This window comes from Oligoflexus sp. (genome assembly GCF_035712445.1).
In the GTDB taxonomy this organism is placed as follows: domain Bacteria; phylum Bdellovibrionota_B; class Oligoflexia; order Oligoflexales; family Oligoflexaceae; genus Oligoflexus.
Window position 1 is genome coordinate 19,179 of sequence record NZ_DASTAT010000008.1, and the last position, 25,344, is coordinate 44,522.

The window sequence follows — 25,344 nt, forward strand, 5'->3', positions numbered from 1 at the left end:
GTCCCGTCCGCGGTGATCGGCCGGCCGCGTTTGGGGGTAAGGCATGAATCGTCAGCAAGAGTCAAAAAGTTGGTCGTCACAAGAACTCATTCCTGATTACGTCAAGAACCAGAAGTTGATTCAATGGGTCAAAGACGTTGCTGAGCTGTGCGAACCAGATCGGGTTCAGTGGTGCGACGGCTCTCAGGAAGAGTACGATCGACTCAATAAACAAATGGTCGCCAGTGGAACCTTGATTCCCCTCAATCCGGCCAAGCGTCCTAACAGTTTTCTGGCCCGTTCGGATGTTAGCGACGTGGCGCGCGTTGAGGATCGGACTTACATCTGTAGTCAGCGCAAGCAGGATGCAGGACCCACGAACAACTGGGCCGATCCCGCAGAAATGAAGCAGACTCTCCAAGGTCTTTTCCGCGGTTCGATGCGCGGCCGCACCATGTACGTAATTCCTTTTAGCATGGGTCCGCTCGGCTCGCCGATCGCACACATCGGCGTTGAGATTTCGGATTCCCCCTATGTCGTCGTGAACATGAGAATCATGACGCGCATGGGCCGCAAGGTTCTTGATGTCCTCGGTGACGGGGACTTTGTTCCCTGCCTGCACTCTGTCGGCGCACCTCTGGCTCCTGGACAAAAAGACGTTCCATGGCCCTGTAACCGCGAGCAGAAGTACATCGTGCACTTTCCTGAAGAGCGCACGATCTGGTCCTATGGTTCGGGTTACGGTGGCAACGCCCTTCTGGGTAAAAAATGTTTCGCACTGCGGATCGCCTCGGTCCTGGGCCGCGATCAGGGCTGGCTGGCTGAGCACATGCTGATCCTCGGCGTGGAATCGCCCCAGGGTGAAAAAACCTATGTAGCAGCCGCTTTCCCCAGTGCCTGCGGCAAGACCAACTTTGCGATGCTCGTGCCGCCTGCTGGCCTCGAAGGCTGGAAGGTCACGACCATCGGTGATGACATCGCGTGGATCAAACCTGGTGATGACGGTCGCCTCTATGCGATCAACCCCGAAGCTGGTTACTTCGGCGTGGCACCCGGTACGTCGAGCGCTTCGAACCCGAACGCGATTGCGACCATCAAGGAAAACGTGATCTTCACCAACGTGGCTCTTACGCCCGATGGTGACGTCTGGTGGGAAGACCTTACGGAAACCCCTCCCCCCAAACTCATCGACTGGCAGGGCAATGAATGGACGCCGGATTGCGGCCGCAAGGCAGCGCATCCCAACGCCCGCTTCACCGCCCCCGCTTATCAGTGTCCGTCGATTGACAAGAACTGGGATAACCCAGCCGGTGTTCCCATCAGCGCCATCGTCTTCGGTGGACGCCGGGCGACGACCGTGCCTTTGGTCGTGCAGTCGTTCAACTGGAACTTCGGTGTTTATACCGCCGCCACCATCGGCTCGGAAATGACCGCCGCCGCCTTCGGGAACATTGGTCAGGTTCGTCGTGACCCCATGGCCATGCTGCCCTTCTGCGGTTATCACATGGGTGACTATTTCAACCACTGGCTTGAAATGGGTCGCAAGATTTCCAACCCGCCTCGCATTTTCTGCGTGAACTGGTTCCGCAAAGACGAGAACGGCAAATTCATGTGGCCAGGTTTTGGCGACAACATGCGGGTTCTGAAGTGGGTTGTGGATCGCATCCATGGCCGCGCGTTCGGTGAAGAAAGTCCTCTCGGCTGGATGCCTCGCTACGAAGACATCGAGTGGAAGGGCATGAAAAACTTCACGCGTCAGGACTTCCGTCGTCTGATGACGATCGACCGCGAATCGTGGAAGAGCGAGATCCTCTCGCACGAGGAACTCTTCGAGAAACTTTACGACAAGCTACCTCGCGAATTCATGCTGATGCGTGAACTCCTGCTCTCAAGTCTCTGGCGTTCGCCAGTGAAATGGGAGATGGCGCAGGAACGTTATCTTGAGAATCAATAAGTAGCGAAGACCCGAGCAAGCCCCGCGCAAGCGGGGCGTTCTCACTAGAGCACCAAATTCGCAAATTTCCGCCGATACTGATGCGTCAGCTCATGATCGGGGCCGAGGACTTCAAACAAAGCCAGCATCGCCTGCCGCACCTTGCCTTCTCCATGGTTTTTATTCTTCGCAATGACCTGCAGAAAGCGATCCATCGCGTCCTGAAAACGATCCTCCAGGGTCAGCACCACACCCAGTCGATACAAGGCTTCCAGGTCCTGGGGATTGGCCTTCACCTTGGCCTCGCATTCCGCAACCGTCCCATATTCGGAAGCCGAGCTTGCATAGGCGATCATCTGCTGCAGGCTTTTCACTTCGCTGTCGGATTCCGGCAGAGTCTGGATCAGCTCGCGAGCTTTTTCAAAGTCATGGTGCTGAATGAAAGCCCGCACTAAAAGAAGCTTCGCGTCCTGGGCCCCGGGATCATCCGCCAGCACCCCTTCCAGAATGGAAATGGCTTCCTCCACCTGCCCGCCGCCGATCAGCTGCCGCGCCACATCCAAAGGCTGCTCCTCAGGATCATCGCAATAGCCATCTAAAAAGCGTCGCACTTCACCTTCCGGCTGCGCCCCCTGAAATTCCCCGACCAGATGTCCGTTCTTGAATAATTTACAGGCGGGGATTCCACGGATTCCGAATTGACGAGCCAGGTCCTGATTTTCATCCGTATTCACCTTGGCCAGAATAAAACGGCCGCCGTATTCCGCAGCCAGTTTTTCAAGCACGGGCGTCAAACTTTTGCAGGGTCCGCACCATTCCGCCCAGAAATCCACGAGCACAGGCACATCCTGCGATCGTCTCACCACTTCAGCGCCGAAATTTCTTAAGTTGACATCAATGACATTCGGTTTATTCATGAGCCCCTCCTCAGAGCCCTTCATGCTAGCATTTGGATTCATTTTTTGCCAACATGGACTCCGGGACTCTTTCCCGGGAAGGACAGGCAACATGAGCAAAGTGCTGGAGCAGCTGGTCAAGCTTTTGGATCTGCGCGCCATTGAAACCAACGTGTTCGTAGGCAATAGTCAGGATTTGGGATTCAAGAGCCTTTTCGGAGGCCAGGTTCTCGGCCAGGCTTTGGTGGCCGCAAGCCGCACCGTCGATGGCCAGCGCCCCATCCATTCCCTGCACGGTTACTTTCTGCGGGCGGGCAATCCGAATGAGCCCATCTATTACGAAGTCGATCTGATCCGCAGCGGAAAAAGTTTCTCGACCCGCCGCGTCGTCGCCAAACAGGGCGGGCTCGCCATCTTTAGCATGTCAGCCTCCTTTCAAACCCTGGAAACCGGCTTTGAACATCAGGTCGAAAAGCCTTCGGTACCAGGACCGGACGGGATCCTGAGCGAGCTGCAGCAGATTCTGAATGTGAAGGATAAAATTCCAGACGGCATTCGTGACAAGCTCACGGCCGATCGCCCCATCGAAATCCGCGTGGTCGATCCCGTCGATTACTTTGCTCCGCATAAACGTCCGCCTTTAAAATATTCCTGGTTCAAAGCCAGCGCAAAACTTCCCGATGATCATCTGATTCATACAGCCATGCTCGCCTATGCTTCGGACTTCGGCCTGGCGACGACTTCGCTGCTGCCGCATGGGGTGACCTTCTTCGATCATCGCGTGCAGGTGGCAAGCCTGGATCATGCGATGTGGTTTCATCGGCCCTTCCGTCTGGATGAGTGGCTGCTCTATGTCACCGACAGCCCGTCGGCCTCGGCCGGTCGCGGTTTCAATCGCGGGCAGATCTTCACCAAGGAAGGCATTCTTGTGGCTTCGATCGCGCAGGAGGGCCTGATTCGCCAGACGAAATCGCGTTCGGACCAGGATTCGATGAAGGGACTTGTCACCTGATCAGGCAGTGGCCGAATTCCAGGCAGGATTCGGCAGCTTTCCTTCCAGTAAGAATCAGCACTTGGAACTGGCATAAATCATGAAGAATACAGGGTACCCCATGCGACGGGAGCCATCATCATGTTATCCAGAAGCCATCTGCTGATAGCCGCGTTCAGTCTGATCTTTGCCGCTTGTCAAAAAGCCCCGAAAATGTCGGATAAAAGTCAGGAAGCCAATGGAGTCGGTCCAGGCGAGATCCCTGTGGGTTTGCCGCCGCTTTCCGTGGAATCTTTTCGGGCGAATCTCTACGAGCCCATTCTTCAGCCTTACTGCGAAGAATGCCATGCTCAGACATTTGTGGATTCCAATCTTGAGAATGCGCATACCCAATTCCTGGGTCGCGTGGCCTTCACGAAATTCACAGGCGTGGAACAAACGCCTGTGATTATAAAGATGAAGCAATCTCATAACTGTTGGGAAGGCGAGACGAAAAAATGTGTGGATACTCTGAGTCAGGCCATCGACCGCTGGCTCCTGGATCTGGATGCCGGCGGCTTCAAACCCTCGCCTCCCAGCTACCCTTACAAAACTCAGCCGGTACCTTTCTCTCTGGCCACGCCGACGGCCGTTGAGATTGATAGCACGCAATACGCGGGCGCAGGCGTGGAAACAGCCACAATCGCCGAGCCTTTTGCCAAGGGCACGGATGATATAGATGGCGCCATCCCATCCTATGCGATGGGCAAAGCCGGAACAGCACCGATCGCCGCCGTGGGCCAGGCTCAGGCTGCGCAGGCTGTCACCTTCAATGTGGATGTGAAAGCTCCAGGGACCTATCAGATATGGGCTCGCGTGAAGACGCCGAACGCCGCGAGCAATGGATTTTTCGCCCGCATCAATAACGCCAACGTCGTCTTCAATACACCCGTGACTGACGTCGCCTGGAAATGGGTGCAGCTGACCCGCAATCAAAATAACCAGGTGCAGCCCATCACCATTCAGGTGAACGCGCCCGCTGTGACGCCTGTGCCGATTCTCTTCCGCAACCCGGGAGCGAAGATCAATTATATAGCTCTGACTCAAAAGACCAACGGCTTTGACGGCGAGCAATTTTCCAATCAATTTTTCGACATTCCTGTGGACCTTCCCATACCGGGTGCAAAAATCATTGCAACCGTCTGGGAGAAAACGACCGAGGAAGGCAAGCGATCTTTGGGCGTGAAGGAACTCCGCATCGAATCCCCGAAACCCATTCGGGTCAAAACCATCTATCCCCTCATCAATGGGCTCTTCCATGCGAACCATGGAAGCTACACTCTGGTGGATACGATAGCCGGGGGATCGGCCGAGCGCCGGCAGCAGGTCATCAACACTGGTGGTTCCAATGCTTCGACCTGGCTTGCGGACATTAAAAAAGATGAGCTTTCATTCGCCTTTGAAGTGCTGGAAGAGATCCCCTGAGGGTTATCGAATCACGGCCCCAGGGAATTGATACACCGTATGGCACTGCTCGCACTGGAAGTAATTCGGCTGGGCATGGCTGGGCGCGATCACTCGCGCGGCATCCCCGGCATGACAGCCGCGACAGTCGGTCGGCAGACCTTGATAGACACCCTGATTATGGCAGGCCCTGCATTCGGTCACGCGATGCGCGCCGCGGAGCGGGAACCTTGTCAGGTTATGATCAAAGCGCGTCTGCTCCCAGAAATTCTGCGTGTGACAGTCCTGGCAAGGCATCAGCTGACCATTATGCGGATCATCCTCATGATGGCACTGGCTGCATTCCTGGCTGGAACCCTGCAGTATCCTCTCATTCACATGACAGGCCTTGCAGTCGAGCTGCAGATGCACGCCGGTCAGCAGGAAGTCCTTATGATACTCCGAGGCATTCTTCCAGCCGCTTTCGTTATGGCACTTCGTGCAGAGCGGACCGTTTGATCCCTTGTGAACATCCTTGTGACAGGTCTGGCAGTTGCGCTTCGGAATTTCGGGGAAGAGATATTTCCCTTTGAAATTCTTCGGCGGCGTCCTGAACTTCTCGTCAGTATCCTTGTGACATTCCGTACATTTCACCTGCTTATGCTTGCCCTTCAGTTCGAAGTCGGTTTCCTCGTGATCAAATTCCTTCAGCTTCGGAAACTTCTCGGTCGTATGGCAGACGCCGCAGGGCTTGTTGTAGAACTTCGAGTGGAACATATCCTTATGTTCATTTATGTGGCATTCCTCGCAGAACCCGCGGTTCGCCCCTTCGAACATGAACTTCCCGCCTTTGCGCGGCGGCTTGGTCGGCAGCGTAAGGTTGCTGGGCTTGTGGCATTCGCTGCACTGCTTGCCAATTTCCTCGTGCCGGCCGGTAAGTTTAAAACGTGTGATACTGTGATCAAACTCAGACAGTTTGGCAAAACTACTGGTAGTGTGACAGCTTGCGCAGGATTTTTTCTGGAATTCGCTGTGGAACTGCTCCTTGTGAACGGTCTGATGGCAGTTGACACAGTATTTTTCATCTTTGCTTTCATCAAAGTCAAACTTGTGAGCCGTCTTGGGTGGCTTGGTTGGGAGTTTGTCTTTGGTCGGGACATGACACTTCTCGCAGTTTTTCTCGATCTTCGAATGCTTCCCATCGATCTTGAAGTTGGTGATGTCATGCTGGAACGGAGTCCTCTGCGTGAAATTGGTCGTCGAGTGGCACTTGGCGCAGGACATATTGAAGAACTTCTCGTCAAACTGCTTCTTATGCACACTCGCGTGGCAGGTGACGCAGAAATCACGATCAGCATTCGGGAACTTGAAGACCTCGTTGCCGTCTTTGACATGACACTGCTTGCAGTTCGTCACCTTATGCTTGCCCGTCAGGGGGAAGCGCGTCTTATCATGGAACGAGCGATCGGATTGAATCTGACCCTGAAGACTCATGATCTTCCAGCCATCGGTCGTGTGGCACTTCTCGCAGGTTACGCCTTTGAACTTCTGATGAAAGGAAGCGGGATGCGGCGTCACGTGACAGGTCGCACAGCTCTTCTTCGGCAAATCGGGGAAGGCATAGCGTCGAAGATCGCCGTCCTTGCCCAGCACCTTATGCCCCTGCTCGCCTTTGAAGGTCTGCGGCGCTGTGGTCGGCCGGTGACATTCAAAGCACTTGTTTTCCTTGTGCTTGCCGGTTACGGGGAAGATGGTCTGGGTATTGTGATCAAAGCGCAGGGAATCCTTCCACTTGATATCGTTGTGGCAGGTATCGCACTTCAGAAGCGGGCCTTGCTTGACGCTCACTTCCTTGCCGTAACCATGGTAATCCGCATGGCAGGGGTAGCAATCCTTTCTCAAACCCGCCCATTGGAATGAGCCGGGGCCTTTGGCCAGCACAGCCGGGCTTTGCTTATGACAGTCCTGGCAGGCGATCCTATCGTGCTCGCCCCGCAGAGGAAAGCCCGTCACGCTATGGTCGAATTTCTTCTGCGCCTGCAGGGGAAGACCCCACAGAGCAGACAGAAAAACGAAAATCCATAAGGTCATTCCTCTCATAGAATTAACTTCCAGGTGTCTTGGCTGTGACAGACATCGCACTTGCCGTTACGGAAGCGCGGACTCAGACGATTCTGGTGATGATCCTGATGACAGGACATGCACTGTTTGGTTTCAATCGGGAAATCATAGCGCACATCAGTCTTCGACCGTTTCACATGGCACTTTTCGCACTTGTGCTTGATATGGGCACCGAGCAGCGCATAGCCTGTTTCCTTCTGATGATCAAAGGGCTTGGCCGGCTTCCACTTTTCGGTGGTGTGGCAGAGGCTGCATTCATTCTGTTTGAACTTGCCCTTATAGAAATGCACATCATCTTTCATGTGGCACTTGTTGCAGGAGTTCACCAGACCGGGATAGCTGATCTCGCCATTGCGGGCCGGCTTGCCTGTGCGCTTGGCCGTATGACACTTTTCGCAATCGGCTTTGACGTGAGCCCCATCCAGCTCAAAACCCGTCTTGCTGTGATCAAAGGTCTTGGGATTGATATAGGTCGCATCGAAATTCCGACCCTTGTGATCCTTGTGGCAGTCGATACAGGCTTTGTTATTCATGAGTCCATGGAAATGCTGCTTCGCGTCCACGTCCTTTTTGATTTCCTTATGGCAGTCCAAACAATTTTTGTTCGGAATACCACCCGCAGGCTCATGGCACTTCAGGCAATCATTGTGGGTATGTTCCAGTTTATCGTGACCCAAGAGCAAGGGACCCGGGGCCAGAAGCTGGTTGAGGAGGCCTTCAAATTTCATCTTGGCGGTATCCTGCGCCAAGGCCGGGGATCCACCCAGAAAAAGAAGGGCTATGATGAGTCCGAGCTTTCTCACCTTACATTTCCTCGAATCGTGCCGGTCGGGTGCGCGGCGACGAAGCCGAGACACCAAACTTGTAACCGAACATGATAAAGAGCGCATTGGCTTTGACCTTGCTGTCGCTTTCCATTTCGTAACCGAGGGCGCCGCGGATATCATCGAGCACAAAGATACCGGCGTCCACCATCATGATGCTGCGCTTGTTGGTGGTGCCATCGTCATAGGATTCATTGGACAGCGTATACGCAACACCCACGCTCAAAGTCTTGCCCCAATAATCATAGGCGATCTTGGTGAAATTGTCCTTGCTCAGAAAGTTCTGCCTTACGCCCAGCTGGAGCCGTGTGGAGCTTGTGTCACCCAGGACCTTGGGAAAAAGGAGGCCGGCGGCATATTCGGTGCGGCTTTTGCCATCCGCAGTCCGGGTTCCGCGGTTGACGCTGGCGTCAATGCTGAGGCTCGGCGTCACGCGATAGCGGATATCAGCGTCGATGGTCCGCACGGCGCTCGGGACCAGAACGTCCTGAATCACCTGCTTGATCAGATAGTCCTCGGTGGTGGTCTGGTTCACATAACCACCGGCGCGAAGCCTTTCCGTTTGATAATAGTAGGAAACATAACCGCGACGAAGGCTGGCCTTCGGAGAGAAATCGAACTGCACGAGGCTGCCGAGTCGATGCAGGCCACTGAAAGTGAAGAGGCCCTGCTGGTAATAATAGAGGTGATTCTGAGCATCGGTGATATCGTAGCTTGGCGCCTGCGCCACCGCGTTGGTCAGATAGCTGCTGTCCTCGGGGGTATCCTTGGTTTCATAGTTATAATAGGCCCCGAACTGCGTGGCTGGGATCTCCCGCGTATCCGGATCCACATAAAGCGGTGCGATCACAGCCTTCGCCCCCTGGCCTCCGAATAAACCATAGCGGCTCGCCTTGCTGGTCCGATAGCCGAACTCGACGCCATCGTTGGCCACGATATTAGCTTCCGGCAGGTTGAAGCGCCCCACGGTGAAATACGTTCGATTGCGTTCCCATGGTCTTTGGTAGGCCGCAAGCCGCAGCTCGCGTCTTTCGTAGTTGGAAAGGAGAAGGTTTTCGCGTTCCAGCTTGCCAAAGCCATCACGCTTGTCGCGGAAGTCGAAGAGTATGCGATCTTCGGAATCGTTCAGATCCTCGGCGGTGGCCCGAAGCTGCAGGTTGATCACCTGCTCGTCGTTATTGGTTTCGCCTGCAGTTTGGCCCAGAAAAGAGCCCTGGAACTCGACCTGACGCGAGTAATGGCCAATGCGCGCATCACCTTTGAAGTCCACTGCCCATGCCTTGGGCATGGTGCCTTCGATAACAAGCGCGAGGACCCCAAATATAATTCCTGCGTTAGCGAAAACCTTGCGGTTCCGCGCGATCGGCAGCTGACTGTTGACAGTTATGAGCAAGTGCAATTCTCATTGGAGGAAGTCTATTATTTCCTCCAGTGTAGCACAGCTCAGAATGGTGAGGGTGGAAACCAAACGTGAAAAATTTTGCTCGGTTTATTTGTTGACATCCCACTGCGTTCCGAATCTGTGGCAACCCGCGCAATCGCCGCGCAGCTGCCCATTGCCATGAGCCGCAGGTTTGCTGAATTTCTGCATCTCACCCGGCAGACTATGGCAGCCAAGGCAGGCTGGAGGCGTGGGGCTATGCGAATAGGATTTGGGCGACCAGCTCGGCCCCGTGGCCAGATACTGATGACATTCAGAACATTCACGACCAAAGCCGTGAGCCACGACAGTCAGATCCTTCGTGGCCGGCAGGCGTTTATACTCATGGCAAGCCGCGCAGGGATCGGTGAAACGCGCATGATCGGCCGCTGGCGTTGCGAACTTCGGATTCTCGACCTTCGGCTGTTTCACGCCGCATTGCGAAAGTAAAAGACTCACGAAGAGCCCTGAAAAACAGGCCAATACCACGTGCAGCAGTTTCTTGTTCATGTCATGAACTCGCTTTCACGGCTTCACCGTATTTGGTGTCGATCATGATGCCAAGACTTTTCAGGAAGGCGAAAGGCAGAATCGCGCCGGCGAAGACGAAGAGATAATCGTTCTGCAGACGCAGCATCTGCCCGTCCATTTTCACCATAAGATGATCAGCATGAATCTGCTCCACAGTGGTGTTGTAGCAGATCTTGACCATGCCTTTGCGTTCATAATCTTTGATGATGTTCTGGTTTTCCTCGTTACAACGGTCGAACGTGGGACCGCGCACAAGCAGGAAGACCTTATTGCGAAGGCCCGGCTTGCAAAGGTATTGCGCGGCTTCCACACCGGCGTTACCACCACCGACCACGGCGATCCATTTCTGCTGATACTGATCCGGATCCAAAAGGTTATAGGTGACCTTGGTCATGTCCTCGTTGGGCAGATTCAGCTTCCGCGGCGTTCCGCGCACGCCCATGCCCAGGATGACTTTCTTCGCGGTCATGGGCCCCTTGGACGTCTCGACGTGGAAGACATCGCCTTGTTTCTGCAGGTTGATAAAGCGGCAGTCCTCGATCATGTTGAGGTTACTCTGCTTTTTCAAATGCGTCCAAAGGCTGAGGAGTTCCTCTTTCGAAACCTTGTTCTTATTGAATTTGAACTGACCGACCAGCGGAAAATCCAAAGGATGGGACATGACGACTTTTTGTTTTGGGAAGTTATAGATCGTTCCCCCGAACTTGGCCTGCTCGATGCAAATATATTTGACCTTGGCCTCCGCGCACGCAAGCGAGGCGGCAAGACCTGCAGGACCGCAGCCGACGATCAGGACATCAAACTGCGCGCCGCCTCCGCCGCTCAAAGTTTTGGAGGCATGCAGGGCTGCGAGTTTGCCTTGTTTTACGGCATTCCGAATCAGACCCATGCCGCCCAGCTCGCCGGCTATGTAAAGACCGGGAACGTTGGTTTGGAAATTGGCATCGATGCGGGGAAGCTCCATGCCGCGCGTCTTGGTCCCGAAGACCAATTGAATGGCATCATAAGGACAGGCCACCTGGCAGGCCCCATGACCCACGCAGGCCGTAGGCTCCACCAGGACCGCACGGTGATTGATGAGCTTGATGATCTCGCCTTCAGGACAGGCCGCAACGCAGGCCCCGCAACCGCCGCACAGAGTCGGGTCGATTTCAGGGTGCAAGCTCGCGGGCTCATTCATTTTTTTCGCGACGGCATCATCCCATTTCTTCTTGGCTTCTTTATGATGCTTATCACGCTGGCGCATGCCCCAAACCGCGAGGCCGACCATGAATGCAATTCCTAGCAACCACGTAGATTGCGATAGGAAGATGTAAATCTTCATAAGCATTGGCATCACTCGATAAAAAATTACAGCATGCTATCGGCTGGCCGATGCTGACACTTAAGCTAAATGAAAAAAACAAACAATTACGAGCACTTAAACCTTGAATATGAGCGAGGAGGCGATGTGGATGACGGCCACGATATACATCCATACTGCGAACGGGGAATGGAATGTGCGCCAGTATCCAAAGAGGATTTGGTAGAAATGCATGGACAAAAGACGACGCCGCAGAAGAGCCCATTCACGAAGTTTGACCTTGAAGGGACGCCCCTCCTGCCAGGGCGTGGGCGGGAGCGTGGTCATCATACGCACTTCACCGGAAATGGACTTCACTAAAAATCCCATGAGCCCGAGTCTTTGCAGTTCTGGTCCCTGAACCCCGCCGGCCATCGCAAAGGCATGCGCCTTGGCCATAATCATCGCCTGGGCCGGAATGCGATTGCCATTGCCCTTCTGATACTGATCGAAGGCTTTTTCCAGGGCATCTATTTGATTTTTCAGAACGGGCTTGGCCTGAAGCAGCTGCATATAGAAATACCGGCCCACGATTCCGCTCAGGAACGAAACCACCATGCTCCAGAAGCTGATGCTCACAAGACCGCGCACCTTGAAATCGCAGTGGAAAAGAATAAAGGTGGGACCGAGCATCCCAAAGAATATGTGCCAGTTGAGCCAACCCTGAAGGCTCCCCCAGGACTGCATTGCATGCAGGCGTTTGCGAAGAATATAAAGATTCGTCAAGGCCATGATGCAGAATCCAAGCCACCCGAGGGCATAGCTCAGCGGTTTTCCAGGCAAAGGTGATAAAGCTTTGCAATGCCCCAGCCACTTGCAGGCGGCAAGACTAATATAACTCGGGCCGCTGTAGAGCTTATGCAATACAGCGTATTCGTAGAACATAAAGCCGGTGATCAGGAGCCACAGGTAAACCAAGGGGCGCAGTTTCATGCTCGGAATTCTCCAGTCCCTTCATGTTAGCACAGACACTTGCTCTTGAAAAAGACGGCCCGGCTGCCGATACGAAGCCAAGCGGATCCCTCGTGATGGAGCCATTTATGAAAACTTTTCTCATCACTCTAAGTCTTGGCCTCATATCCACCGGCCTTCACGCCTATGGACCCTGCGACGAGGATGTCCAGAAATTGTGCACAGGTGAATTCCATCAGGAAACCGAGCGCACCTGCCTTCACAAGAAAGTCGAACAGCTCAGCGCCGAATGTAAAGCCTTCGTGAAGAGTAAAGAGGACAGCTGGAAGAAGATCATGACCAGCTGGGATAAGGTAAAAGTCGCCTGTCAAAAAGAGATCGACAAGGAATGCGCCGATGTCAAAGTCAAAGCCGGCGAGCCCAAAGCCGACGAGCCTGTCAAGGCTTTGCAGGTCTGTCTTATGATGGTGAGCGAAAATCTAGGCGGCGACTGCAAGAAGGATATGAATCGCCACATCAAGGAATTCCAACCAAACATTCGGGAAATCCCCTGACCCTTGAATGGACGCGGCTTTAAAAATCCTGAAGCCGCTTCACAAAAGCCCCACCTTGACAGCGCTGGCGTCTTTGCCCATGATCCCCTGAACAATTCACAAGGAGATCAGGATGAAATTCAATGCAAAGACGACAGGACTGATCGCAGCAGGCTTCTGCGGCCTCACTCTGATGGCCGCAATTTCCCGCGCTGATGAAACCCCGGTTCCCGCTGAGCCGAGCACACCTCCAACGTATCAGGATGTCGCGTCGATCATTGCCAACAACTGCGGCTACTGCCATACCGGTGGCGCAGACGGTTTGGGCGGCATTTCGTTCGACACGGAAGCGGAAGTCGTGGCCAACGCAGCCCTGGCCTATGCAGCTGTGGACGCAGGTCTTATGCCCTATGGCGACAGCGAGTGGCGCACGACTCCAGATGGAATTCAATTGCTCGCTTATCTGAAATCGCAAATTCCCGCTGATCCGGCAAAACCGGAAGCGCCTCAGACTCCAGCCGCCAAATAGGCCGAAGTCCAGGACAAGGCTAGTAAAAATCAGCAGTCATTGAGGACTGTTGGACTCTTTTATCCGGCACCGGTTCACACCCAGGTGTCGGTTTTCATTGGTCCCGTTCCGCGAACATTTCCCAGGGCCCGTCCAAAAATCTCGACATTCAGGGTAAATTGTTATAGGCATTTGAGCCCATTGCCCGTCGTGAGGCAAGGAATACACTTTGGAGGACCCCCAGGTGACCCAAGAACTCTCCGTCCTGCTCGAGCAGCTCAAAAAATATTTCAAACCCCATCCTTGGCATGGGATTCCTGTTCAGGCCGAGTCGCCGGCCTTTTTCAACGTCTTCATCGAAATCGTGCCGACCGACACTGTGAAGTACGAACTCGACAAGGCTTCGGGTTACCTTTGCATCGATCGTCCCCAGAAATTCTCGAACTACGTGCCGGCACTCTATGGCTTCATTCCCCGCACCTACTGTATGGAGCGCGTGGCCGCTTATGCAGGCGAACGCACCGGAATGCAGAACCTCGTCGGTGACGGTGACCCCTTGGATATCTGCGTGCTTTCGGAAAAGCCGATCACGCACGGTGACCTTCTTCTGCAGGCCAAGCCCATCGGCGGCCTGCGCATGATCGATAATGGTGAAGTGGATGACAAGATCATTGCCGTTCTGAAAGACGACGCCATCTATGGCCGCTTCGAGGATATCGAAGACTGTCCGCCCAAAATCCTGGCGCGACTCAAGCACTACTTCCTAACTTATAAAGAAATCCCCGGTGAAGGCGGCGAGCGCAAGGTGAGCATCGAAGCGATGTATAACCGGAAGGAAGCGCTGCACATCATCAATCTCTCGGTTCAGGATTATGATGCCGCGTTCCCCTTTCCCCGCTAAGCTTTAGACCGCTTTCAGGTTGGGTGTCACCGGTTCCTCGTCCCGCGGCAGGGTGATGATGAACTCGGTCCCCTGCCCTGGCACCGTGCTGATATCCATCGTTCCATCACAGGCCCGCACAGCTCCATAGACAGCCGCAACCCCGACTCCACGTCCCGAGTAAAGATCGACTTCCTTGGTGGTGCTAAAGCCATCGAGCGAAAGAATCTCGATCAGCTCGGAGATGGGTTTCGTTTCGATATCCTTGACACCAGCCAGACCCTTTTCCACGATCAGCTGCACGATATGATCGCGATCCATTCCATGACCATCGTCTTTGCAGCGAATTTCAAGGCCGCCCTTGCCGGCCTTGAATATCAGGAACACGGAACCGCGTGACGGTTTCTGCCCACGATCCACCTCGATACCATGAATAATGGCATTGCGGACGAGGTGCACAAGGTTTTTGATCACATGCTTTTCGGCATCGGAATAAATTTTGACGTCGGCCCCCTGCAGCTCGAACTGAACTTTACGCCCGCTGCGTTTGGCCAGCTGATTCACATCGTCCACGATGGGCCCCAGAAGGCTGCGGGCCGACCGGGCTGAAATGCTCTTGACCCAGCGATCAAAGAGGGCCAGAAACTCGCGGGATACGCCGAGCAGGTTCAGCTCCTCACGCAGATTCACCAGAGTCGATTGCTTGACCACCACGTCCTCGTCGTGGTCATCATCCCAGCTGATGCCGAGGATATCCGCATGTCGATTCAAAAAGGTCTGAAAGCTCCGCTCCAGTTCCTTGATGTCTTCCAGGCGAAGCGAACCGCTTTCCTCAAGCTTATGGATCCGATCCGCCTGCAGGCGCATATTGAAGATCAGGCAGTTGCCCTTCAGGGTGTGCAGGATAAAAGCTGTCATCTTCTGCTTGCTGCGGACCTCCGGGTCAGCGAGATGCCGCAGGTTTTCGCGGGTGATTTTGATAAAGGAGCGAAACGCGTCCATGTTCTTCAGGATCTTGATCAGCATGGAACTGCGCAGAGCCTCGCGCTGCTTCATGCGAAGCTTGGTGATGTCATTCACCGTGAAGAGGATGGCTTTGGGTTTGCCCGCATCATCCCGGATCAGGCCGCCTTCCAGAATCAAAATGCTGTCGCCGATGCGGAAGGTTCGTGGAATCTGGCTCAGGCTCACCTCTTCCGGCATGCTGTCGGCGAAGACCTGCTGCACGGTCATCTGAAAGATACTGCGCCGTGATCCTTCCAGGCCCAGGACATCCATGATGGATACCTGGTCCTTGATGCGATCCCCCAAAAGGCGGTAGCAGGCCTTGGTAAAACCTGCCTCGACTTCCAGGCGGCTATTGATCGTGAAAAAGCCGCTTTTTACGTGGTCAACGATCGAGCGGATGGTCTGGGTGCGCTCGGCGACGATGCTTTCCACTTCGGCAATCTGCTTCGTGAGCGCGTTGTTCAATGTCCGGATCATCTGTTCGGAGCGGGCCTGCATAAAGTTCATGCGACTGCCAAGGGCCAGGGACATCAGCGCGACTTCCGTGGCGCCTCCCAGGAGGTTCCCCCACTGGGCGAAGAAATTCAAAGGGAAAAGGCCATTGAACATCAGCGTGACGATCATGTTGCCAAGCAGAAGACAGGTCCAGGCCAGGGTATAAAAAACAGCCGGACGGAAGCCGCGCCAGGCGGCAGTGATGCCGGAGGCGATCAAGGTCACGCTTACCACCAAAGTGGAAAACGTCAATTCCCGGCCTAACAGCGCATAGGTTCCAAAGAAGCCATGCACGGTGACGGCGATATTCACCAGAATCAGGACGTTCAGCCACTTCTTCCAGCGGGGCATGTGCTTATGCATATTTAAAAAACGCTGGGCGAAGAGGCAGGCAAAGATATGACTCAGGGAAACAAGGATCAGCCACCCACGGTTCATGATCCAATGCCCAAGCTCACCGCCGATCCATTCAATGCCTGTGGCCTGGATTCCAAACTGCGATGAGACAAAGGTGACGAGATAGAGCACATAGACAAGATAAGTCTGACTTTTAAAAGAGACCATGAGAAAAAGGTTATAGAGCATGAGCACGACCATGCTGCCATAAAGAAGACCAAGGATCAGGTTATCGCGGTGCGCGTAGTTCGTGAAATGTTTCATATCCCACAGAAAAAGGCTGACGACGAAGGTCCCCTTGTTCTGAAGACGCATCACATAGTGGTTCATGCCGGGCTTGACATGCAGGGGATAAACGGGGAAGCGAAAGGCTATGGGACGTTTTTCATAACCCACCTCATCACCCAGGGTCAGCTCGCTGCGCGATCCATCCGCTCCTTCCTGATAAAGGGTCAGATAATCCAAAAGCGGATAGCGGTTTTCCAGGATAAGATCGCGGGCCTTGTCGCTGTGATTTTGAATCGAGAGTTTGACCCAGAAATGGGCATCCGCATTATTGAGACCCGGAAAGTCCCGCGTCGCGGCCTTGAAATCCTGATCGTACTTCCCGGACACGATATCTTCAAACGTCAGCTGTCCCGTCAGATCCTCCAGGATCATCACGCTGCGGCCGAGCAGAAGCTCACGCACATCACCGTTGCCGATTTCCGGCACAGACGCCGCCGCGTTCAGGCTGTAAATCAGGCTCAGGAGCCAAGGCCAAAGTCGAAGCATGCCCATATCAAGCCACCTTCTTTTCTTCTTTGAAAATGGTGAAAAGCGGCGCCGGAAGCTGAATCTCGATTTCAAATTCCGTCGGTTTGATTTCCCCACCGGAATTGATCAGGTGAATGGTCACATCCCCGCCGATTTTTTGCAGATACTCCCGCACGGCGCTCATACCCACGCCACGACCCGAGATATCATTGACTGTCTTCGCCGTCGAAAATCCTGCCATGAAGATAAGTTCCGCAATCCTTTGCGGACGATTCTCGTCTTCCTTGATCAAGCCCTGCCGCACTCCCAAATCGCGAATACGATCGAGCCGCAGACCCGCCCCATCATCCCCGTAAAGGATCTCAAGACGACCCTGTGAACCCAGACTAATATCCATGTGAATCATGCCTTCTGGGGATTTCCCCTTCATCATCCGCGTTTCCGCATCCTCGATGCCATGATCCATGGTGTTGCGCAGCAGGTGAATGAAAATGTTGCGGATGACTTCGCAGCCTTCGTTGCTGATCCCGGCCGGCACGGACTGGAAGCTGACCCGCGGAACCGGCTTTTTCAGGTCCTTGGCAAGGGTCGCAAGGGGTTTGCAGATATCCTCGAAAAGTTTTTCGACTTCCAAATAATAGAGCTGATAAAAAGTCTTGCGGACATAATCGACAAAAGGAGTCATTTTTTCGTCCAGATGGAACTCCTCGATCTCGTGCAGGTGCTTGATGTTTTCCCGCACCGTCTCCAGGTCGATCTTCACGACGTCCAGATTTTCGCTCCGCTTCAGCTTCTGCCGATTGACCGTATCGTAGTCCTGAAAGACCTTCTCGACGTCACTCAGCTGGCTAAGGGCAAGGGCCTGGTTCCAGGCCGCTTCCTTCTTTTGCACATGGGCGTAGGTCTGCTCGCAGTCATGCACCAGGGCCGTCATGCTCTTGAAGCGATAGGTACGCGCAGCACCTTTGATGGTATGCATATTGATGAAGAGGATCTTCAGGGCATCGTCATCCGGCACCGCCGAGCTTTCGATGAGGCGGCGATTTTCCGCGATAAAGTTGCGGCCGGTCTTCATGAAGATATCGAACTTTTCGGGATTGATTTCGATGATTTCCCCGATCAGCTCAATATCACGCTGCTGTTTTCTATTCTGCAGCTCCATGGCTTTCAGCTCGGTGACGTCCCGCAGGGTCACGAGCATCTTTTCCACCACATCCCTGCCCGCATCGACGACAGGCTGCCAATCCAAAAGCAGAATCTTATCCTGACCGCTTGCGGTGTGAAGACGCATCTCGCGGATCAGATTATCCTGGTTCATTTCAAAATTAAGCGGAGATTCATTGATGCTGCTTTCCAGGATGGTCTGGACGATGCTCTTCTGCTCGGCATTCAGGTCGCTGGCCGCAAACACAAGGTCCATGGCGTTGCGATTCTTGATGGAATCGGTATTCAGAATGTGTTCCAGGAATTTCGAATAGTCATCCCCGACGACCAGCCCCGGGGCACGAACCGTAAAGATACCCTGATGGATATTCTGCAGAATCATCTTCACATCGCGGGTCTGCCGGGCCACTTCCAGCTGAAGATCCTTGCTCAATTTATCCGCGGTTCGGAAGGCAAAGGCGAAATGACTTCCGACCACCAGGGACTGGCAGAAGATAAAGGCGACCATTCCATAGTGTCCCACGAAAGGCAGAGGCAGCTGATTCACATACACCAGCACATCATTGGTCATGGCCGCCACGAAGAGCGCGATACCCAGAAAAGCCATGGATGCGCCGCGCACCCGACGCCATGTGGCTCGGGTCAGCTGCCAGAACATCAAGAGCGTAAGGCCGATGATGGGCAAAAAGAAGTGAAACCAAAGTGGCCCGGCCTGCTTCGGGAAGACCAGGGTAAAGGCCGTGTAAGTCAGAGCCGTCGCCCAGCCGATCTGAACAGCCCGGCGCGGGAAATAGCCAGGGAACGCCAGGTGAAAGAAATGGAAATACATGGCAAAACCGAGCGGAAACGCCAGAGCATTCGGATAGATCATAAGACTAAAATTCAAAAGCGTGGGCTCTGGGAATATGCGAGTGAGCAGAGCCTCTGTACTGAAAAAGCGAAGCCCCATGATCAAGCTGAATCCCGCCATCAGAAGACTCGGCCTGTCTTCGGGCCTTAATACAAAAAGCGAGGCGTTACTGATCACGAGCAGAAAAAACATGCCCAGCACAAAGCAGGCTTCCATGATCTGAAACTGGTCTTTCGCAGCCGCGCGCGGCGTCAGCTCGATGGCGGGCGTATCCGCGAATGAGCTGTTCAAATGAAACGAAGATACCCCCATCACCAGATACACATCACTGCCATCGAGTTCCGGAAGAGCGGCGATGATCTTGCGGCTCTGGGGTACGGACGTTGCCTCGCGATCCGTGACCACACCGACGTCCGCAAGGAGTATAGCTTCCCGACGGGCAGGGATATAGAGCCATGTTTTATGGGAATTGATGAACTGGCCAAAGGTGATGCTCAGACCTTCCGGGGGCGTTTTCAGGCCCTGAATATGCAGGACGTAGCTGGCATAACCCTGGGCTGTGATATCGCCGCCCAGGGCATCCCATGATCCCGAGGGATTGGGAATCAGAAAGGTCTTGTCCTTTAAAAAAGCTTCGGTCTTGATTTCATCCGCAGTGAAAAGCCGTTTCCAGTGAAACATCCATTGGCCGCGCAGGGGAAGACCTTCTTTTTGAAAGTCCCAGCCACGGGCATCCAAGGTACCCTGTTTGGCTTCCCGAAGCTGGACTTCAGCCCAAGCTGGTCCGCACCATCCCAGTGGGATGGACAGAAGGATGATCACGATGCGAATGAGCGGACACACGACGCCACCTCCTAAAGTGGAGCTTATGTCTGCTATCGGCAATCCATGGGGAACATTGACGGAAAAGCTGCGGGAATACGTGATTCCCGCCCTTGGTTTTTTCCTTAAACCGTGAACAATCCCTTCAGAGGACCTGCGGATGCATAGGCGCCGCCTGGTGTGCCGCCCATGACCTGAGCCATCGAATAGAGCAGCTGGCTGTGCGAGGCCCCGTTACAGTCGAGTATACGCCCTGGATTGTACCCGGCAAGACCCTTGCCTCCCATCAGGTAATAGGGCATATCCTTTCTGGTGTGCGAAGCGCCCTGGGCGATTTCTGTGACGACCAGGATCAGCGAGTTATCCAGCATGGATCCCGTGCGGCCGGCCCTGGGTTCGGGGCGTGCGGCCAGCAAAGCAAAGAGCGTCGTCAGCTGCTGATTGACCCATTTTTTCTGCTGAGCATGGATAGCGCCGCTGTTATGCGAGGCCTGATGGCTTTCCATAGGCCATTCATTGTTCCAGCGATTCAGCCAATCGTAATCCATCTTGATCGTGCTCGTATGCCGGGAAAACTGCAGCGTGGCCACCCGCGCCAACCCGCATTCCATGGCCTGCACCAGGTTATACATCTGCATTTTCATGATAACAGGAGCGGTCTTGTCATCCCACTTGCGTCCATCATCATAGGCAAAGCTCGAAAGATCATAGCCGCTGCAGCTTCCCGAACTGCTCAAAAGCACCTGGATCTGTTTCAGATGCTGCTGAATCTTGTTCTTCTCGCGTTCGATGTCGGTTTTGGCCAGGAAAGTTTGCAGCTCCTTTTCCACGTTCTTCAGGAGCGCGGCATCCACCGCGTCGGACTCCAAACCACTGCTTTTGAAGAGCCTTTGATAGACAGCCAGAGGACTGTCATCCGCGATTTTCTCCGATCCACCCGGCAGAAAGCTGATGGAGTGTCCCTGATTCTTGCTCGCCTGCACTCCGACATGCAGCAGCGCCTGTTTGAATTGATCGGCAAGATGAACATCCAGCGAACCCTGGCTGGGATTGGTGCTTGCCGACAGGAGGCAGCGGGCCGCCTCCTCATGCCCGTCGCCGTTTCCATCCAGAAGATTCAGGCGGCGCAGGAGCACCAGCTGATCGCGATAGGGTGCGAGCGGCAGAAGGGATTCAGGCAGCGTGCTGATGGATCCTGAAAGAGCTGACGGATGCCACTGCTCCAGAAAAGCCCCGTCCGGATGATAAACCACGATCAGACGCTCGGCCTTTTTAGGATCAAAAGGCGCGGGGGCCTGCCCCAGAAGATTGCGGGCCCACAGCAGTGACGTCATGCCAGCCATATACTGTAAAAAGCTACGACGCTCCATCATCTTTTATTTCCTCCACACAAAGCTGTCCGAGCTGACAAAGTCCATCATCACCGCACGCAGACTCTTATCCTGCTGCAGCTGCTCCCGAATCGAGGTCTGCAGGCACTGGTCCGTGCTCTGCGCGACATGCCCCTGAGCATAGCGGAGGTATTGGATGCCAAGACAGGCTTTGGCCGTTGGGCTTTCACTCAGAAGTGTGCCGAGTTCCGCAAAATTCTGAAAGGGCAGAGCCGTCGGATCGGAAAGATTCAAAGGACTTTTGATCTCGCCCGACACATCGATGGGAAACCCTGGTTTTTCCGCGTAAGCCTCGCGGAAAAGTCCGACTTCATCGAAGCGCTCAAAACCAAAACCGAGTTTATCAATATACTGATGACAGGACGCGCAGGAATTGCTGCCATCACTCTGCTGTCCCTGCGACAGGTGACGAGCCAGCCGCTCGCGCATGGTCAAACCTGGAGCAGGAGGAGGAATGGTCGTATCCACATTCGCCGGTGGTGGCGGCAGATCCTGACAAAGAAGGCGATTCCTGACAAAAACCCCGCGTTTGATGGGCGAAGCTTCCGTGGAATTCGCATAGGTCACGAGGATGGAACCCTGCGCGATCAAACCGCGGCGCTCGCGATCATAATTCACATTCTGCCAATCCTGGGCGGGCGCAGGCAGCCCGTAATGAGCGGCCAGCTTTTGCGTCAGCGGAGTGGAATCGGCTGCGTAGAGATCCTTCACCGATCCATTCTGATCAAAGACGAGATTCGCCAGAAAGCGCCTTGTTTCCTCCATCATGTCAGCACGCAGAGCAGGCGTTAGCTTTTGATTGTCCCGCGTGACAAAGGGCAAGGAACTGATCCCGAGCCACTGCATCGCAAAATCCGCGAACGTCTCGCGAGCCGCATCCGTGCCCAGCAAACGCTCGGCTTCGCGGCGCCGTGTGGCAGGATCTTTGATGCTGCCGTCCGCAGCCGCAGCCAGCAGCGTTTCATCGGGAGGCGTTCCCGTCAGACTATAAGCCAGGGCTGTCGCCACCTCGTAGGAATCCAAAGAGTAGGCATTCATCGGTGATACAAAACTGCCGATTTCCGAGCGATAAAGGAAATAAGGGGACTGCAGCATGGTCTCCAGAACTTTGGTGGGTTCCATCGCGGCGTAAGCATCCACCTCCGTCTGAGTCAAAGGACGCCGATAGAGTTTCAGACCGATTTTTTCGGCAAAGCAGCGACGATCCGAACCGCACGAGGTTTGGGCCTTGGCTTTTTCCGCGATTTCCCGGGCCGATTTGGCAAAGACCACAAGGTGACGGTCGGTGACGACAGCGGCATCAGCATTGTTGTTATACCCAAGGACGTTCGCCGGCTCAGGCCAGAATTTAAGAGCATTGATATCGGTGACACCCAGGATCACCCGCACACTGTTGCGATACTCACGCTCGGTGAGAAGACGCAGCTGACGCCGCCCCAGATTGCTGCCGGGCGCCTTGCAATCAACTGCATCAGCAGGATTCAGGGCGAAGCGGATATAACGCGCTACATCGCGGGCACAGTCCCCTGTGCACTGCCCGACCTTGCCCAAAGGCATGGTCGTACTGATCCGCTCCGTGAGTTTTTCGACCTGACCACAGCTGGTGCATTTGCCAAGACTGATCAGCAGTGGAGTTCCCGCGCCCCCTTCCCCATCCTTGCCGTGACACTTCGCGCACTGGGTTTGATACTGCTTTTGCCCGGGACTCAGATCCTCATAGCCGGCGGTCAGCAGCACATCACGATCCGGCATCGAAAATTGGCTTTCACTTCGTTTGGGGTCAGCAAGAAGAGTGATGTCCCCCGTCCAGCCGGTGAACAGCGAAGGAACAGGTGTTCCGGCTTGAATACGAACGAGGGAACCAGGACTGTATTGACCCGATCCCGATCCATTTTGAATGGTGACCGAATAAAGTCGTTCTTCGGGATTGAGGTCGAACCATTGATTGACGACCTGATTTTGCTTTTTCCAGACGTACCAGCCGTTCTCTTTCCGCGTAAGATCCGGCGTCTGTTCACCGCTGGCGTTGGTGAAGATCAATTTGATGGATTGATCCTTGGGGTCGGTTTGCTTCTGATCGATGAAGCCCCGGTACCAACCGGCTACGTCAGCCAAAGCCTTGCCTGGCCAGCGTCCACTGGTTTCGACCACCTTGTTGTCCTGAACGTACCAGGTGTAAAGATAGACTTGATTCCAGCTCTCCGGTTTCTTGAAGAAGACGTAGAAGCCCGAAACATTGTCCTCGGCCACCAGGCTCCAGCTCCACAGCAGTGCCAAAAAGAAAATCAGCCTTCGTCGCATAGATGTCCCCCTTCTTTGTTTCATTTCTAATGGCCTGGGGTTGGACTGACAATCGTCTTTTTTTTCCGAACATCCAAATGGTCGGCTCTCAAGATGAATTCTGCTTGACCGAAAGGAATATGGCGAAAGTTTACGCAGAGGTATTTGCCTCGTGAAAAGGATGAGACGCATGAGTTTCCGAAGCATCCTGTGGTTCGTGTGCGCTGCTGTCTTGGGTCTGAATCACAATTCCCTGTATGGAAAAGAATACAAAGAACATGAAATCAACTGGGAGCCCTTAAGAAAGCGCCCGGACCTCTATCAGGCTTACTGGGCGATCTATGGCGATGGAAAAGAGCAGAAGACGCTCACCCGCGAGCAGCTGAAGCGCTCCTATGAAATCACGGAAACGATTCTTAAAACCAATCCCAAGTGGGTCGATGGCTATTGGATACTCGGCAGCACCGCGTTCCAGTGGGGTTCGTCCTATAATGACGAGAAGGATCTGCCTTTGGCCCGTGAAATTTTTCTGAAAGGCAAAAAAGCCACGGAATCCTGTTTAAAAATTGATCCGAACCAGCCTCTTTGCAAACTCTTCCTGGGGTCCGCGATCGGCAGCATCGGCAGTATAGATGGAATCCTAGCGTCCCTGAAAAATGCCAAGACCGTGGAAAAGCTCTGGCTGGAAGTCCTGGCCTCCAACGTGAATTACCACTTTTATCCCAGCATTACGATGCAGGGCAGCGTCCGCTATGGGCTTGGGATGTTCTACCGTCTTATTCCGGACATGTGGCTGATCGAATGGCTCTTTGATGTGCGCGGCAGCCTCGACAAAAGCATCAAGCTCCACCGTGAAGGCATTGCCTTCGATGGAACCAATGCCTGTTCCGACATCATGCTGGCCGTCTCCCTGATCTGCAAGGCCAAGGGTGACCGCAAGACCCCGCTTGGACAGGAGGGTTTCGCCCTGCTCGATAAAGCGGCGAGTTCAGATACCGAGAACATCAACCTGAAACTCTGCGTGACGGACGCTCAGAAAGTGGCCGAGGAACCGTCCCGCGCCTGTGGATATACGACCACCAAGCAGCAGGACGTCAGCGAAGAAGCGGTGAAAAAGCAGAATAAATCCTGAACGGCTTTCAGTGCCCTGATTTCAGCAGCGCAAAGTGCTGATGCAAAAGTTCATGGAAGGATTGAAAGCGTTCTTTCGGAAGGGCCGTGCTCATGATCTGATGGGATGCCTCGGGCAGGTGCCCGCGGAAATCGTGAAGACAGTGGCCCAGCTCGTGATAAACAATAGTCTTCAGCGTCAGTGCATCAACCTTAATTCGCCCCACATAACCAGCCGCATCCGGTTTCCGGATCTTGACCGTCCTAAAGCGCATCGACTCATCGGGATGATTCTCATTCATGCGTTCACAGCGGCCTAATACCGTTTCATCACCCTGCTGCCCCAGATCATCTTGCCAAACGACCTGGACGAGCTGGCTCCGCAATTCAGGTGAAACCGGGATGGCATTCGCCTGCGCATCACTCTCGTAAGCCGCGACCAGGGGCATCAGCTCCGACTCAAAACGCGTCTCGGGCTTGGAACTCGCGCCATCTGACGTAGGCGGCTGCGATCCGCAGGCCAAAAGCGGCATAACCAACAGTAATGATGGAAGATTTTTAAAAAAAGAAGACGTGACAGGACGCGAAATCCAGGAAGTCAGCAACAGCAGCATAAATCACCCAGCAACAACACTTTGACATCCATAATCAGCCCAGGCGGGCCGATTGCCCCTTTTTAAGCCAATACAGCATACATGTCAAGCCCCAATGACCGACCCATCCGTCTTAATTTATTCATTAATTTCCCATAGTTAAACAAATGTCCAAGAAGCTCTTTTT

General features: G+C 54.2%; 19 protein-coding genes. 7 read left to right on the forward strand and 12 right to left on the reverse strand.

Translation table 11 applies throughout. The annotated features are described in order from the left end of the window. The first annotated feature begins 43 nt into the window (after positions 1 to 43). A complete protein-coding gene (locus tag VFO10_RS00990; RefSeq protein WP_325136793.1) occupies positions 44 to 1,933 on the forward strand; it encodes a phosphoenolpyruvate carboxykinase (GTP) in 1,890 nt (629 codons plus the stop codon). Positions 1,934 to 1,977: 44 nt separating this feature from the next. Here VFO10_RS00990 and trxA read toward each other — a convergent pair whose 3' ends face one another. Beyond that, complete coding sequence (gene trxA, locus VFO10_RS00995) at positions 1,978 to 2,829, reverse strand: thioredoxin (protein WP_325136794.1); 852 nt, start codon at positions 2,827 to 2,829, stop codon at positions 1,978 to 1,980. A 91-nt stretch (positions 2,830 to 2,920) separates the two neighbouring features. Here trxA and VFO10_RS01000 point away from each other — a divergent pair, with 91 nt between their 5' ends. Both VFO10_RS01000 and VFO10_RS01005 read left to right on the forward strand, forming a co-directional pair. Further along, positions 2,921 to 3,820 (forward strand): acyl-CoA thioesterase II, encoded by a 900-nt coding sequence (locus VFO10_RS01000; protein WP_325136795.1) that lies wholly within the window; start codon positions 2,921 to 2,923, stop codon positions 3,818 to 3,820. Positions 3,821 to 3,940: 120 nt separating this feature from the next. Continuing rightward, positions 3,941 to 5,263 carry a hypothetical protein gene (locus VFO10_RS01005; RefSeq protein WP_325136796.1) on the forward strand — a complete coding sequence of 441 codons (1,323 nt, stop codon included), beginning with the start codon at positions 3,941 to 3,943 and terminating at the stop codon, positions 5,261 to 5,263. A gap of 3 nt (positions 5,264 to 5,266) precedes the next feature. On the opposite strand, the gene VFO10_RS01010 is transcribed toward VFO10_RS01005, so the two are convergent. From VFO10_RS01010 to VFO10_RS01035, 6 genes are all read right to left on the reverse strand, one after another. Next, entirely contained in the window at positions 5,267 to 7,312 is a 2,046-nt protein-coding gene (locus tag VFO10_RS01010; protein ID WP_325136797.1) for a hypothetical protein, read from the reverse strand. A 5-nt stretch (positions 7,313 to 7,317) separates the two neighbouring features. After that, positions 7,318 to 8,145 (reverse strand): cytochrome c3 family protein, encoded by an 828-nt coding sequence (locus VFO10_RS01015; protein WP_325136798.1) that lies wholly within the window; start codon positions 8,143 to 8,145, stop codon positions 7,318 to 7,320. Position 8,146: 1 nt separating this feature from the next. Further along, the gene (locus VFO10_RS01020; protein ID WP_325136799.1) at positions 8,147 to 9,454 is read right to left on the reverse strand and encodes a hypothetical protein; all 1,308 of its coding nucleotides are present in this window, start codon (positions 9,452 to 9,454) and stop codon (positions 8,147 to 8,149) included. A gap of 201 nt (positions 9,455 to 9,655) precedes the next feature. Next, complete coding sequence (locus tag VFO10_RS01025; RefSeq protein WP_325136800.1) at positions 9,656 to 10,096, reverse strand: hypothetical protein; 441 nt, start codon at positions 10,094 to 10,096, stop codon at positions 9,656 to 9,658. A 1-nt stretch (position 10,097) separates the two neighbouring features. Continuing rightward, positions 10,098 to 11,387 carry an NAD(P)-binding domain-containing protein gene (locus VFO10_RS01030; RefSeq protein WP_325136801.1) on the reverse strand — a complete coding sequence of 430 codons (1,290 nt, stop codon included), beginning with the start codon at positions 11,385 to 11,387 and terminating at the stop codon, positions 10,098 to 10,100. A 150-nt stretch (positions 11,388 to 11,537) separates the two neighbouring features. Beyond that, positions 11,538 to 12,392 (reverse strand): hypothetical protein, encoded by an 855-nt coding sequence (locus tag VFO10_RS01035; protein WP_325136802.1) that lies wholly within the window; start codon positions 12,390 to 12,392, stop codon positions 11,538 to 11,540. Positions 12,393 to 12,499: 107 nt separating this feature from the next. Between VFO10_RS01035 and VFO10_RS01040 the strand changes: the two genes are divergently transcribed. The 3 genes from VFO10_RS01040 (at position 12,500) to VFO10_RS01050 (ending at position 14,313) form a co-directional block, all read left to right on the forward strand. Then, positions 12,500 to 12,925, forward strand: coding sequence for a hypothetical protein (locus tag VFO10_RS01040; protein ID WP_325136803.1), 426 nt, complete (start codon positions 12,500 to 12,502; stop codon positions 12,923 to 12,925). A gap of 112 nt (positions 12,926 to 13,037) precedes the next feature. Further along, positions 13,038 to 13,433, forward strand: a complete 396-nt coding sequence (locus VFO10_RS01045) for a hypothetical protein (RefSeq protein ID WP_325136804.1) — start codon at positions 13,038 to 13,040, stop codon at positions 13,431 to 13,433. A gap of 223 nt (positions 13,434 to 13,656) precedes the next feature. Continuing rightward, complete coding sequence (locus tag VFO10_RS01050; protein ID WP_325136805.1) at positions 13,657 to 14,313, forward strand: inorganic pyrophosphatase; 657 nt, start codon at positions 13,657 to 13,659, stop codon at positions 14,311 to 14,313. A gap of 3 nt (positions 14,314 to 14,316) precedes the next feature. On the opposite strand, the gene VFO10_RS01055 is transcribed toward VFO10_RS01050, so the two are convergent. The 4 genes from VFO10_RS01055 to VFO10_RS01070 all read right to left on the reverse strand — a co-directional run bounded on the left by VFO10_RS01055 (position 14,317) and on the right by VFO10_RS01070 (position 23,475). Further along, entirely contained in the window at positions 14,317 to 16,971 is a 2,655-nt protein-coding gene (locus tag VFO10_RS01055; RefSeq protein ID WP_325136806.1) for a 7TM diverse intracellular signaling domain-containing protein, read from the reverse strand. Between the two features lies 1 nt (position 16,972). Next, positions 16,973 to 19,804, reverse strand: coding sequence for a 7TM diverse intracellular signaling domain-containing protein (locus VFO10_RS01060; RefSeq protein ID WP_325136807.1), 2,832 nt, complete (start codon positions 19,802 to 19,804; stop codon positions 16,973 to 16,975). A gap of 104 nt (positions 19,805 to 19,908) precedes the next feature. Further along, a complete protein-coding gene (locus tag VFO10_RS01065; protein WP_325136808.1) occupies positions 19,909 to 21,156 on the reverse strand; it encodes a DUF1552 domain-containing protein in 1,248 nt (415 codons plus the stop codon). Between the two features lie 3 nt (positions 21,157 to 21,159). Next, positions 21,160 to 23,475 (reverse strand): DUF1592 domain-containing protein, encoded by a 2,316-nt coding sequence (locus VFO10_RS01070; protein WP_325136809.1) that lies wholly within the window; start codon positions 23,473 to 23,475, stop codon positions 21,160 to 21,162. A 169-nt stretch (positions 23,476 to 23,644) separates the two neighbouring features. Here VFO10_RS01070 and VFO10_RS01075 point away from each other — a divergent pair, with 169 nt between their 5' ends. Further along, entirely contained in the window at positions 23,645 to 24,586 is a 942-nt protein-coding gene (locus tag VFO10_RS01075; RefSeq protein ID WP_325136810.1) for a hypothetical protein, read from the forward strand. A gap of 7 nt (positions 24,587 to 24,593) precedes the next feature. Here VFO10_RS01075 and VFO10_RS01080 read toward each other — a convergent pair whose 3' ends face one another. Beyond that, positions 24,594 to 25,178, reverse strand: coding sequence for a hypothetical protein (locus VFO10_RS01080; protein WP_325136811.1), 585 nt, complete (start codon positions 25,176 to 25,178; stop codon positions 24,594 to 24,596). Between the last annotated feature and the right edge of the window lie 166 nt (positions 25,179 to 25,344).

Coding starts and splice junctions, on each gene's coding strand:
- VFO10_RS00990 (WP_325136793.1), top strand. CDS start 44: ATGAATCGTCAGCAAGAGTCAAAAAGTTGGTCGTCACAAGAACTCATT.
- trxA (WP_325136794.1), bottom strand. CDS start 2,829: ATGAATAAACCGAATGTCATTGATGTCAACTTAAGAAATTTCGGCGCT.
- VFO10_RS01000 (WP_325136795.1), top strand. CDS start 2,921: ATGAGCAAAGTGCTGGAGCAGCTGGTCAAGCTTTTGGATCTGCGCGCC.
- VFO10_RS01005 (WP_325136796.1), top strand. CDS start 3,941: ATGTTATCCAGAAGCCATCTGCTGATAGCCGCGTTCAGTCTGATCTTT.
- VFO10_RS01010 (WP_325136797.1), bottom strand. CDS start 7,312: ATGACCTTATGGATTTTCGTTTTTCTGTCTGCTCTGTGGGGTCTTCCC.
- VFO10_RS01020 (WP_325136799.1), bottom strand. CDS start 9,454: ATGCCCAAGGCATGGGCAGTGGACTTCAAAGGTGATGCGCGCATTGGC.
- VFO10_RS01025 (WP_325136800.1), bottom strand. CDS start 10,096: ATGAACAAGAAACTGCTGCACGTGGTATTGGCCTGTTTTTCAGGGCTC.
- VFO10_RS01030 (WP_325136801.1), bottom strand. CDS start 11,387: ATGGTCGGCCTCGCGGTTTGGGGCATGCGCCAGCGTGATAAGCATCAT.
- VFO10_RS01035 (WP_325136802.1), bottom strand. CDS start 12,392: ATGAAACTGCGCCCCTTGGTTTACCTGTGGCTCCTGATCACCGGCTTT.
- VFO10_RS01040 (WP_325136803.1), top strand. CDS start 12,500: ATGAAAACTTTTCTCATCACTCTAAGTCTTGGCCTCATATCCACCGGC.
- VFO10_RS01045 (WP_325136804.1), top strand. CDS start 13,038: ATGAAATTCAATGCAAAGACGACAGGACTGATCGCAGCAGGCTTCTGC.
- VFO10_RS01055 (WP_325136806.1), bottom strand. CDS start 16,971: ATGGGCATGCTTCGACTTTGGCCTTGGCTCCTGAGCCTGATTTACAGC.
- VFO10_RS01065 (WP_325136808.1), bottom strand. CDS start 21,156: ATGATGGAGCGTCGTAGCTTTTTACAGTATATGGCTGGCATGACGTCA.
- VFO10_RS01070 (WP_325136809.1), bottom strand. CDS start 23,475: ATGCGACGAAGGCTGATTTTCTTTTTGGCACTGCTGTGGAGCTGGAGC.
- VFO10_RS01075 (WP_325136810.1), top strand. CDS start 23,645: ATGAGTTTCCGAAGCATCCTGTGGTTCGTGTGCGCTGCTGTCTTGGGT.
- VFO10_RS01080 (WP_325136811.1), bottom strand. CDS start 25,178: ATGCTGCTGTTGCTGACTTCCTGGATTTCGCGTCCTGTCACGTCTTCT.